Below are 12,359 nucleotides of genomic sequence, written 5' to 3' on the forward strand. Positions count from 1 at the left end.
ACAAATGAAACTATACTAAATCTAGTATTAGAGCTTTTTATGACTACTATTTTACGATATTATCATTCCATTACATAAAAAAATTTTATAACATATCTAAAATATATAGTGAGATAAACAAAGTATACGTGTTTCTACTTACCATATAGTAAGATATTTATTATTTTTTACTTAATGACACAAACGTTAACCATTAACCCTACTTTTATATTAAATTTACCTAGTCGCGAAATATAATATAAATTAAGGTCGTTAAAGGTCCGTAAATACATTAATAATAAATCTAAAAAATTAGCAAGAAAATATTACCATTAGCTTACGTAGCAATCTGGCTCAACGTATTTTTCAAATTTTATATGAATATCAAATCAGTGTAACAGGAGTATGGTGATGAATAACACCATTCACGTAATCATAGAAAATGATAATGTCATTAAGAATAAACTGAAACTAATGATGGAATCTTTTGGTTTCAATTTTAAGTTCTATAATGATGAAGATTTATTTACAAGTAATTATACGTACCCTCAAGAAGAAGGAGCAAAAGAGTGTGTATTAATATTCCTAAACAGTGAAAATAATCATATTGGCAGATTGAATAATATCAATGGTTCATTAGGTATCATCCCTTTTATTATCCTATCAGAAAAGCCATCTGTAGAGCTTTGCCGTGAAAGTTTCAAATCCGGCGCATTTGATTTCTTTTCATTTCCATTTAAAGATTCGGATATCGCGCATGCTGTCAGCCATGCTATGGAATTGTTTGCTAATGAGCATTCTGAGCTCAAGAAATACAATAAATTAGCAGATAAATTTGATCGTCTTTCCAATCGAGAAAAAGAGATCATGGATATGATCCTAGAAGGTAATACGAGTAAGGAAACTGCTGAAAAATTAGCACTTTCGCCAAGAACGGTTGAAGTTCATCGCTCAAATATTTATACAAAACTCGGCATAAAATCGTTACCGCAATTAATACAAGAGTATGAATATATAAATACTTACTCTAGAAATTTATGACATCATTGATTATCAATGCACATTGTCGATAATATTAATTTAGCTATTTAGCTTTAATTAATTAAAAAATTTAACCATTAATATATTTTTATTTTGAATATTAAGGTTTTTACAGTTTTAATTGCTATAGGCCATTTTCATGGCTAGATTAGTTAATGTTCTGGGCTGCCACATGTAAACTTGCAGTGTGTCAGCCTCCTTCGCCGATATCGTTAATGTTACTTAAGTGAATTATTATTTTCACCGTGAAATAATTTCGCATATTAGTTTTAAGTTATTTCACTTATCGCCCTCTTTCATATAAATAACCGCCTAGGTGCACTCAACTTTTCTTTTAAATTTAAGTTACTCTCCGTTAAATCCTATTCTCTAAAAATGCTCTTAATCTAAAAAAAACGGTTCAAAACTGACATCCAAGTATCAATGATTAGTCAATAATAATGCCGTTACTTCATTTTTCTTTAATTTTTGTATCAGTAAGCTGACACCATGAAAATTTCAGGAAAAGGGAGCAAACGTTTTTAAGTCTCGATCCTTGCCACACAGCAAACATCCACGAGCATTGGCTGGTTTATTTGCGCTTCCGCTAATATTTTGCACTTTTATTGCTCAATAACAGCCGAGGCGCTCTCTTTTTGCCGTAAAATTCCCTATTATCAAACGATACGATTGAACGCCACACTTTGGTAAAGGAGAAGGATATGATTGGTCTCATTATTGTTTCTCATAGTAAATTGCTCGCTGATGGGTTGCATCAACTTGCAGCGCAAATGCAAAACAAACAAAAGTGTCACATCATCACCGCGGCAGGTGTTGATGATGAAACTCACCCTATCGGCACAGATGCGGTGAAAGTGATGGAGGCAATCGAAAGTTTATCCGATGCCGAGCATATCATTTTATTAATGGACTTAGGCAGTGCACTACTCAGTGCAGAAACGGCACTTGATCTCATCGATCCAGATTTGGCAGAAAAGGTTCATTTATGTAGCGCCCCTTTAGTGGAAGGCGCCATAGCGATTACGGCCGCCGCATCGGGTGGAGCTTCAATTGATGAAATATTAAATGAAGCTCAACAAGCTTTACAGGCAAAACAGCAACAGCTAAATGACACCGTCACTACCACTGAGAATGAAAAAGACAAGCATACTCATTTTTCAGAGCAGGCATTAACAACCCAATGGGTGGTCAAAAATCCTTCGGGCCTACATATCCGCCCGGCGGCAAAATTAGCGACGTTGCTTTCTGGTTTTACAGCCACACTAGAATTACGTCATGGTGAAAAACGCGCGGATGCGAAAAGCATGAACCAAATTGCGTTATTACAGGTGCGTCAAGGTGACAAAATTACATTGGTTGCAGAAGGAGTAGATAGCCAAAATGCCATCAATGCTTTTAATCAGCTTGCCCAACACAATTTTGGAGATAACATCGCAACAACGGACAGCAAAACCTTTGTAGGGAAAACGGCCTATGTACCAACCGTAGCAGGGTTAGCTCATCACCACGCTCCAAACACTGAACTTTGCATTTCGTCTTATCAAACAAGTGAAAACGAAACCCGTAGGGCCACCAAAGCAATTGAACAGTTAAAAACGCACTTAGATTCTCTCGCTAATACACTGAACGAACAATATGGTGAAGAGATTGCCAATATTTTTCGAGGACATCGCTTATTATTAGAAGATGATGAACTTGTAGAATCAATCACACAAAGCATCGAAAATGAATGCAATACTGCCTATGACGCGATTTCCAACATATTCAACAATATGTCAAAACAGTATCAGCAACTAGACGATGAGTATTTACAAGCTCGATTTATTGATATTGAAGACTTAAAAAATCAGTTACTTATGTCAATATCATCTGTCGCACAGCCATCATGTGCTTTCACCGAGCCTACGATTATTTTAAGTGGTAACTTAGGCCCCTCTGAACTACTTCGCTACAGAAACACAAACGTAGTGGGTGTTGCTCTGGCAAATGGTTCCCCTTATTCCCATACCTGTATTATTGCGGCAAAAATGGGGTTACCGATATTAACGGATCTTGGCGACAACATTCACCAAATAGCTGAACAAACAAAATTACAATTATCTATTGAGACTCGCTCATTAATAGTGGCGTCATAAATGGTGAAACGGTGAGCTTCAACTACCACCACTGACAATTTCTGATAGATTCAACATAGGCCGCCGTAAAAATATACGGCGGTTTGTGTAACGACTCGAAAGGCTTTTATATCTCTTGATGATAACCATCAATTACAACCATTTTTTGCTCATTGTTTTTCATGCATAATGAGGCCGCTTTGAGTTAGTTACTTATATTCCTTAATATTAATGTCGTATTGCTTTAGTTTTCGCCAAAGCGTTGTTCTCCCCATATTCAAGACTTGATGCATCTCTTGGACCTTTCCACCACAAAGCCTTGCCGCTTCGATAATTGCCGCTTTTTCGACTTCCTGAATACTCAGCTCTCGGCGCTCTGTAGGTTGATGTTTTTCAAAAACCAACTCTTGCAAACATAAGTGACGCTTTATTTTCTCACTGATTTCACGACCAACAGCGTTTGCTAAGGCAAGTAGAATAGTGCTGTCAACCGTTTGAGAAGCAAACGCAACGATGGCAATTAATGCTCTATTTTCACAATAAATAGGGGCGAGATAATAAAAGGTTCCCTGTAACTTAACAGGATGAGTAAATAAGCTAAATAACGCTTCCTGAGTTGTACAATTTGATAATACGTTGGTAATAGCCAATGGTGCTGTCAGCATCTCACTTAACCACAACGTTTTTCCATTAGGCTCAATGAGTGAAGCATCGATAGTCATATCATTGATAGGAGCCAATCCGTTTTCGATAGCAAGACTGGCAAAATGAATTAACAACTCTGAAGAAATCGCCTTTGCCACTTCTTTTGATTTGGGAGAAATTACTGGAGATGATAAATCAATAGACATAGCCATCCTTATACATCCGTAAGTCATTCTCAAATTATGTCAATTTTTCATGAAATTTTAATATCACAAATCAAATAATACATGAATAGTTTTTTATCCTTTGATCTAGGACAATAACATTGATTATATCGAAATTAGATACTAATAATGCGGCTAAAAAAAGCCTGCTCGTTCAATTATTGAGCAGGCTTTTGTCTATTATCTTTTCACTTGGTGGTTATTCAGAGACAATTGAACCCCAGAGATCATACTCATCAGCATGCTCAATCAGCACATTAACAATGTCACCTGGCTTCACGTCAAATTCACCATTTAAATAAACCATACCATCAATTTCTGGGGCATCCGCCATACTACGACCAATTGCACCTTCATCATCGACTTCATCAATGATAACAGGCAATTTGCGCCCAATTTTTTCTTGCAACCTTTCTGTTGAAATTTGTTGTTGCAACTGCATAAAACGATGATAGCGCTCCTCTTTAACTTCTTCAGGAACCTGATCGGCTAGTTCGTTCGCTTTCGCGCCTTCAACTGGACTATATTTAAAGCAGCCAACGCGATCAAGGCGCGCTTCTTGTAAGAAGTCGAGTAACATTTGGAAATCTTCTTCCGTTTCCCCTGGGAAGCCCACAATAAAAGTAGAGCGTAAAGTTAATTCAGGGCAAATTTCACGCCAGCGTTTAATACGCTCAAGTGTTCTTTCGACCGCACCTGGGCGTTTCATGAGTTTTAGAATTTTTGGGCTAGCATGCTGCAATGGAATATCCAAATAAGGAAGAACTTTCCCTTCCGCCATCAATGGGATTACCTCATCAACATGTGGGTATGGGTAGACATAATGTAAGCGAACCCACACACCAAGTGACGCTAATTGCTCACATAAGCCAACCATACTGGTTTTAACGGGTTTACCTTCCCAAAAGCCTGTACGATGTTTGACATCAACACCATAAGCGGAAGTATCTTGTGAGATCACCAGTAGCTCTTTAACACCTGATTCAACTAAGCGTTTTGCTTCATTTAGTACATCCCCAATGGCGCGACTATCTAAGTCACCACGCATGGATGGAATAATGCAGAATGTACAACGGTGATTACAACCTTCCGATATCTTCAAATAGGCATAATGTTTTGGCGTTAATTTAACACCTTGCTCAGGAACTAAGCTCAAAAAAGGATCATGTTCTGGTTTTGGCACATAATGATGAACATGATTGAGTACTTGCTCATAACTATGAGGGCCTGTAATTTCGAGTACTTTTGGGTGTACTTCGCGGATTTGGTTTTCTTTAGCCCCAAGACACCCTGTCACAATCACTTTGCCATTTTCATTTAATGCTTCACCAATCGCTTCAAGAGACTCTTGAACGGCACTATCAATAAAGCCACAAGTATTCACAATGACCAAATCAGCATCATCATAACTTGGTACAACTTGATAGCCATCTGTGCGTAGTTCAGTCAAGATACGTTCTGAATCGACAAGATTTTTTGGGCAGCCAAGTGAAACAAAACCAATTTTTGGCACCGGATTAGTATTTTGCGACATAACTCACTTCTTTTATTGTTTTAAAAAATGGGCTGGATTTTACCTGAAGTATAGTAAAAATTGTACAAATTTTTAGCTATGAACATTGATTAGATTAAGTCATTTACCTCTTAAGGATTTTACCGCTATAAAATAGACATTATTAATACATCGTTATTTATTAGCTATCAAATTTGACTTATGTTACCCTCTTCGATTCCATTAAAAAGGGTTGATGCTAAATACTGTTCGTTAAAATATGAAGAAAAATAAGAGCAAGAATAAGAAAAGCAACAGACGTAGAAATAACCATATCTACAACAGCAATACTTTCAGTATGGATAGCATGAGTAACGACAATAGTATCAGTAACAACAATAGTATCAGTAACAACAATAACCCTTATGTTATCTTCGATAACGATAATTTACCCATTACCAAATGAACTAAAACGCCCTATAGAACCCGTAATTGGCCATGGTAATCAAGCAGTTATTTATTTTTTATGGCTATTTTTTGCATTGCTATATGCATTTACTTCTCTCATTTTATGGGAAGTTATCTTGGGAAAGTTACTTTTTATTACTATTGAGGCCATACTATTAGTTTCATTTTATGCTCTACTAAAACGATTAAGTAAAACTGTTGGTTATTTTTCTGTAGATAACGACGGATTTCGTATTATTAATACCCTATATCCAAACGGGAACATTGAAATACTCTGGGAAACTATTTGCTCTGAGTATATTGTGCATATTAAAACAAGCGGTAGAAATCGGCCTGACTATCTTGTTTTTCAATATAAAAATGCCTCAAATGAGCGTAAAGAATATAAATTACCCCTCGAAAACTGGCTTAACTATTCACTTTTCTCTCCAATAGAAAAAAGGAAGTGGATGCTCAAGGCGGTCCTTAAAGGACTTGCGAGAACTCCTGATATAAAAATCAATCAAAGTGTATTTACTAAACTCGATGTAAACCCAAAAACCTTTGAATTTGCACCATCAAAGAGAAGGGTAGAAAATATAGAGGCCATTATTATCTCAATCATAATTTTAGGTCTTTCCTTTATATTATGGACATTTTTGTCCATAAACCTACCATTTTCATGGGCTTTAGGTTTGTTATTAGCTTCAGTTATCCCGATATTTATTGGATTGACTTTATTTATGAGTTGGCTTTATCCAGAAACTGTAAACAATATTAGCTATACCAATACAGATACCGATACCGATAACGTTAATAAATAATCACCTTAGCTGTCGCACTTTCCTCATTTGGTCTACCTAATGAAACGAATATAAACCACAAAGCCGAAAGCTATTCCCTATCAACTCTCGGCTTAAAAAACACTAACGATTTATTGAACGAGCAATACGTGAATAAGTATGCCGAACACCTCGGATCACAATACCATAATTTAAAATATTCTCTGGTAATGCAATACCGTTATAGCCCGAATCGCCGATATGATGCAGATCTGTTCCTGCCATTTTGCACATCAGCGCAATTTGGCGAATGGTTTGTATATCCGCCCCTTCTTGCGATGTCCCAATTGCCGTCATCGTTAATACCCCTTGTGAATGACAATAAGCCACCATTTTTTGCACAAATTCGGCTGAGATCCCCGGCACCGTTCCAGGGGCTGGTAATAAAATCACATCTGCACCGCTATCAATAAAACTACGAATATCTGTCTCGGTAATTAACTGCTCAGCAGATTCATTTAACACCCCCGCAGCATGCATTTTGCCCGTGACCAAGATAATATTTTCACCCACAGCCGCTTTAAGCTCTTTTAGGCTTAAATTAATTTCATGATTGGTGACGCCATTGCCTGGATTTCCCGTTAATACAATAATATCCACTCCCATCTCTTTTAATTTGATGGCATTTTTTACCGTAGCTAATCGCCCTTCAGATATTTTCCACTGCGCATCTTGATGAGGATTATTAAAACCTGCGGGAACAGGCTCTAGATTCACGCCGATAGCTCGGCCAGTAAGGCGTTTTAACGTGCGGATGATCTCTGTTTGAGGTGTATTATCAGGAAGCCCTTGAACAACGGGATTATCCACATCAAAAATGTTTAATAGTAAAATGTCAGCACCTTGACTCGCTGCAAGTTCAGCATTTGTCACATTCATTAAAACAGGTTGAATAGTGCCAATAGTCTCAGAAACCACTAGGCGCCCTTCACTTCCTTTAATCGCTTCTAATAATGCCTTTTTATTCATATGCAGTATTTCAGAAGCCGTACAATCAAGATAACGTTTTTGCATACTTTACACCTTTATATATTCGTGGGGTGATAATAAACAAACTCTGTTCAATTCATCGTGACATAAAATCAATAAGCTGATTATATTCGATATAACAAGATATTTTTTAAAGAATAATAACTTTCTTACTGTAATTATTTTTTTAAAACTTTTCATGTATTTGGCGTTAAATGAAATTTTCAGCTTAAACTTTAACTTGAATAGCAGTAATAATAATGATTATCATTGCGCTTCCTATAATAAAATAATGGTAAGGACAAAATGATGAAACTCGCTTATCAAGCTGCTGTTTCGGGTTTAGCTCTATTCTCTGTGGCTGCTTTTGCTCAAGAATACCCTTTAGGCCAGCCCGTCATTAAAAATGGAATGGAAATCCAAGGTGTTTATCTACAGCCTATCACAATGGATACCGAAGAAGGACAACATGCAATGTCCCACCTTCCGGCCGATAAAGCAGATATCCATTTAGAAGCAGATATTCATGCGGTTGAAGATAATCCGAATGGTTTTGCTGAAGGTGATTGGATCCCATATCTCAGCATCGAATACACAGTAACTAAACTTGGTGACAAACCCCAAACCCAAACGGGTACTTTCATGCCAATGGTCGCAAGTGATGGGCCTCACTATGGCGAAAACATCAAGTTAGATGGTAATGGTAAATACAAGGTAACCTACAAAATTTATCCACCATCCTACAACAAACAAGTTGCCTTTGGTCGTCATATCGATAAAGAAACAGGCGTTGCTCCTTGGTTCAAACCTTTCGAAGTTTCATGGGAGTTTGACTATGCGGGCGTCGGCCGTAAAGGCAGCTACTAACCTACGAATCAATACTCTAAATCATTCGGGATGCAGCTAAGTGAAATGAATGTATCACAAGGATCATACAAACCTTTATGAACTGTGCGCATCAGCATCACTAATATCGCTGTTATTTAAACTTGAATATCGCGAGTGTATAGGGTTTAAGGGCTAGCCGCTGCTTAATTGCTGCGAATAGCCCTTTTACTTTTATTAAAGGTCACTTTTGTTGAGCTAAATGAAGATGAGAACACTACTAAGCCTTACTCTGCTTCTTTTTTCAGTGCTAATACCGAATACGGTTTTCGCAGCAGAAAAATTTACCGTCGAACTCGAAATGAAAAATGGTGACTTGATCCCACGAGTCCTTGAGGTTCCTGCAAAAACTATTATTCGGATCAAAATCACCAATACAGGCACTGAACCTGCAGAGTTTGAAAGCACCCAATTACGCAAAGAAAAAGTGCTCGCTCCGGGGGCTAGCTCTGTTGTCGTCATTGCACCTCTAAAACCAGGAAGTTACACCTTTTTTGATGATTTTCACCTGTCTCACCCAAAAGGTGAGATCATAGCGAAGTAGTAGGATAATTTATGGGGCAAGTTCTGTTTGTTGTATGGCGTGAAAGCTTTGAAGCGCTACTCGTTATCGGCATTATCTATGCGTGGATCAAACACCACCCAGATGCACGAAATGGAATGCGTTTTTTATGGACTGGGGTTGCCCTCGGTCTTCTCATTTCCATTTTGTTAGCATTACTCATTTATGGCGTATTTAATATTCTTGATGATACAGGGCAATCCCTGTTTATGATCTTTATGGAATTCCTTGCGTGTATATTAATCGTCCAAATGGTCTATTGGATGAATAAGCATGGTCGTTCCTTAAAATCCGAAATTGAATCCGGTATTAGCCGAAATGCAGAGCGCCATAATTGGTGGGGAGCAGCACTCATCATCGCTATTGCTATCGCTCGAGAAGGTAGTGAGATCGTTGTTTTCCTATCTAGCTTTATCATGTCATTAAATGCAGAAAATGCTTCAGGATTTGCTTTAGAAGTCGCAGGTGGCGTATTAATTGCAGGCCTAACATTATATGCCTTCTTGCTTACTAACCGTTTTATTTCATGGAAGCTGTTCTTTAAAATCACCGGCGTGGTCTTACTCTTTCTTGCTTTATCGCTACTACTCAAAGGGGTTGAAGAGAGCGCAAACTTATTAATTGAATATGATTATGCTATTCCTGAGTTTTTAATTTACCCAGCATGGGATACGACAGCACTATTAGATGATTCAAATATTGTAGGTAATTTTATCTCTTCGTTCTTCGCTTACCGCTCACAGCCAATTTGGCTAAGTGTAATTACATTTGTCATTTATTGGATAGTCGTTATCGCGCTGTTTTCTCGGAGTAAAAAACATGCGTAATGCTAAAACACTAAAGTCTATGTTTCTATGCGGTATGGTTTTAGTCATAGCAATACCCACTACTGTATCAGCAAAAGCATTAAGATCCCCTGTACAAACAGGGGATGACATAATTATCGCTAAAGGTGATATTCCCACCCCTGAGAAATATCATTCCGCCATTACAAATTATTTAAGTTATACAACGGAACAATTAGGCAAAATGGTTTCTCAACTGGAAACCTTGAACAAAAGTTTAAAAAAAGGCGACCTCAAAACCGCTGAACAAGCCTATATTCAGGCACATCAATATTACGAATCTGTTCGCCCAATTATTATATTGTTTGGTAATACTGACAGAACCATTAATGCTAGGGCTGACTACTTTCCTGATAAAGAAAAAGATTACCGTTTCACTGGTTTCCATCTTATTGAATATCAATTATTTGACCGTAAAGACAGTAAAGCGGCACTCGCTGCAACCGATGAGCTACTGCTAAAAGCCCGGGATCTTCAAAAACGCGTAGCGACTGAACGTGTTGAGATACCTAAATTAGTGCAAGCGTCAGCCGATTTTATTGAGATGATCCTTGAAACTAAATTGGCTGGCAAAGAGAATATCTATAGCCAATCTGATTTGAGCGATATAGCAGCAAACCTGCAAGGCTCACAACACGTTATTAAAGTGCTGACCCCTTTTATCGCTCCCAACGTGCTCCAACGTATCCAAAATAATTATCAAAAGGCCAATGAGATCATGAAGCCTTATCAATTGCCCTCGGGGATTTACCTGCCTTATAACCAGTTGAGCAAAAAAGACATGATGGCACTTTATTCCGTATTAACGCAGCAAGCTGAAGACCTCGCACAGCTCAGATATCAGCTCAGTGTTGATGTATATTATAAATATTGAGGTAACAAGCCATGAAGGCTAAATTACAAAACGATTCTACAACTGTCAGCTTATCTCGGCGCAATGCATTAAAAACATTAGCTGTTGGTAGTTTTATTGCAGCGGCTCCTACATTTGCGGCTAACACGCGCCAAAATGCCTGTTTGTCGTCCTATGATAAGACGATCCCTTTTGAAGGCTTACACCAAGCGGGTGTTTTAACGCCTGAACAGAAAAATGCCTCATTTATTGCATTTAATGTCACCGTTGAATCACTCGATAAACTACAGAAGCTATTCGAAATACTGACAAAAAGAATTGCGTATCTAACGCAGGTACAAACAGCACCTAAAACCCCTAATGACCGTATGCCGCCGGCTGAATCAGGGATTTTAGGAACTCACATTCAGCCAGATGCTTTAACTGTCACGGTTTCTCTGGGTCAGAGCTTATTTGATACACGATTTGGGTTAGATAAAATCAAACCTCGCTATCTTGTTGAAATGACCAGTTTTCCAAATGATAGGCTAGAGCAAAAGTGGTGTGGCGGTGATATCACATTACAAATTTGTGCGAATAGTCAAGAAAGCGTCATTTATGCATTACGCGATATTTTAAGGCATACATCCCCTTTTATGTTCCCACTGTGGAAAATAGATGGTTTCTTACCTTCTCGTGATATTGACAGCCAATCAACGCCAATCAATTTATTTGGGTTTAAAGATGGCACAGGCAATGCTCCTGCCAATGATAACCAATTAATGAATGAACTTATTTGGGTTACCGAAGGAGGAAAAGAGCCTAGTTGGTGTACTGGCGGCACCTATCAAGCAGTACGACTCATCCGTTTTAATCTTGAATTTTGGGATAGAACCCCGCTTGAAGACCAAGAAAATGATTTCGGTCGCCATAAAGATACAGGGGCACCTATCGGTATGAAGCAAGAACATGATGACCCTCAATTTGACAAAGATCCTCATGGGGACCGCGTATTATTCGACTCCCACATGCGCCGTGCCGAACCTCGTAACCCTGAGCGTTATACCGCAAAACTAAGGCGCCGTAGCTACAGCTACTCACTTGGTTTAACCCCTAATGGGTTACTTGATATGGGGCTTATCTTCGTTTCATACCAAAAAAATCTTAAAACAGGTTTTATTGATACTCAAAAACGGCTTAATGGTGAGCCACTTGAACGCTATATTAAACCTTTTGGGGGTGGCTACTATTTTGTATTGCCAGGTGTACAAACAGCCCAAGACTACCTAGCTCAAGGTATGTTTGAAGCCGCCAAAAAAGCTTAATCGATTTAATTTTTGCGGGATCGCGCATTGCCTTCCCGCACTTGAATATTCTACTAAACATCATCACCCCCTCTTTTCCCTTCTAATAGCCACATTTAAAAACAATCACAAAATCAATAAATTAAATAAATCAACATCCCCCACACTTAATTCGCAA

10 protein-coding genes and 1 pseudogene are annotated in these 12,359 nt (G+C 38.1%); 8 read left to right on the forward strand and 3 right to left on the reverse strand.

Annotation, left to right across the window (positions count from 1 at the left end):
- The first annotated feature begins 390 nt into the window (after nucleotides 1-390).
- Both PR699_RS06485 and dhaM read left to right on the forward strand, forming a co-directional pair.
- Nucleotides 391-1,020, forward strand: a complete 630-nt coding sequence (locus PR699_RS06485) for a response regulator transcription factor (protein ID WP_014656595.1) — start codon at nucleotides 391-393, stop codon at nucleotides 1,018-1,020.
- Nucleotides 1,021-1,721: 701 nt separating this feature from the next.
- Nucleotides 1,722-3,155 (forward strand): dihydroxyacetone kinase phosphoryl donor subunit DhaM, encoded by a 1,434-nt coding sequence (gene dhaM / locus PR699_RS06490; RefSeq protein ID WP_014656596.1) that lies wholly within the window; start codon nucleotides 1,722-1,724, stop codon nucleotides 3,153-3,155.
- A 188-nt stretch (nucleotides 3,156-3,343) separates the two neighbouring features.
- Here dhaM and PR699_RS06495 read toward each other — a convergent pair.
- Nucleotides 3,344-3,484 (reverse strand): annotated as a pseudogene (locus tag PR699_RS06495) (helix-turn-helix domain-containing protein); the annotation flags it as partial.
- A 718-nt stretch (nucleotides 3,485-4,202) separates the two neighbouring features.
- Nucleotides 4,203-5,537 carry a 30S ribosomal protein S12 methylthiotransferase RimO gene (gene rimO, locus PR699_RS06500; protein WP_004922699.1) on the reverse strand — a complete coding sequence of 445 codons (1,335 nt, stop codon included), beginning with the start codon at nucleotides 5,535-5,537 and terminating at the stop codon, nucleotides 4,203-4,205.
- Between the two features lie 542 nt (nucleotides 5,538-6,079).
- Here rimO and PR699_RS06505 point away from each other — a divergent pair.
- Nucleotides 6,080-6,766, forward strand: coding sequence for a hypothetical protein (locus PR699_RS06505; RefSeq protein ID WP_148271188.1), 687 nt, complete (start codon nucleotides 6,080-6,082; stop codon nucleotides 6,764-6,766).
- A 102-nt stretch (nucleotides 6,767-6,868) separates the two neighbouring features.
- Here PR699_RS06505 and PR699_RS06510 read toward each other — a convergent pair whose 3' ends face one another.
- On the reverse strand, nucleotides 6,869-7,798 hold the full coding sequence (locus tag PR699_RS06510; RefSeq protein ID WP_004922707.1) for a hypothetical protein: 930 nt from the start codon (nucleotides 7,796-7,798) through the stop codon (nucleotides 6,869-6,871).
- Nucleotides 7,799-8,062: 264 nt separating this feature from the next.
- Between PR699_RS06510 and PR699_RS06515 the strand changes: the two genes are divergently transcribed.
- The 5 genes from PR699_RS06515 to efeB all read left to right on the forward strand — a co-directional run bounded on the left by PR699_RS06515 (nucleotide 8,063) and on the right by efeB (nucleotide 12,202).
- Nucleotides 8,063-8,620 carry an iron transporter gene (locus PR699_RS06515; protein ID WP_014656600.1) on the forward strand — a complete coding sequence of 186 codons (558 nt, stop codon included), beginning with the start codon at nucleotides 8,063-8,065 and terminating at the stop codon, nucleotides 8,618-8,620.
- 226 nt (nucleotides 8,621-8,846) lie between these two features.
- A complete protein-coding gene (locus tag PR699_RS06520; RefSeq protein ID WP_014656601.1) occupies nucleotides 8,847-9,182 on the forward strand; it encodes a cupredoxin domain-containing protein in 336 nt (111 codons plus the stop codon).
- Between the two features lie 11 nt (nucleotides 9,183-9,193).
- Nucleotides 9,194-10,027: an FTR1 family protein gene (locus PR699_RS06525; RefSeq protein ID WP_004922715.1), complete on the forward strand. Its 834-nt coding sequence runs from the start codon at nucleotides 9,194-9,196 to the stop codon at nucleotides 10,025-10,027.
- Complete coding sequence (locus PR699_RS06530; protein WP_272577827.1) at nucleotides 10,020-10,919, forward strand: EfeM/EfeO family lipoprotein; 900 nt, start codon at nucleotides 10,020-10,022, stop codon at nucleotides 10,917-10,919. Before PR699_RS06525 ends, PR699_RS06530 begins: the two co-directional genes overlap by 8 nt.
- 11 nt (nucleotides 10,920-10,930) lie before the next feature.
- The gene (gene efeB, locus PR699_RS06535; protein ID WP_014656603.1) at nucleotides 10,931-12,202 is read left to right on the forward strand and encodes an iron uptake transporter deferrochelatase/peroxidase subunit; all 1,272 of its coding nucleotides are present in this window, start codon (nucleotides 10,931-10,933) and stop codon (nucleotides 12,200-12,202) included.
- The last annotated feature ends 157 nt before the right edge of the window (nucleotides 12,203-12,359 follow it).

Origin of the sequence: Providencia sp. PROV268 (assembly GCF_028477805.1) — a bacterium.
GTDB lineage: Bacteria > Pseudomonadota > Gammaproteobacteria > Enterobacterales > Enterobacteriaceae > Providencia > Providencia stuartii.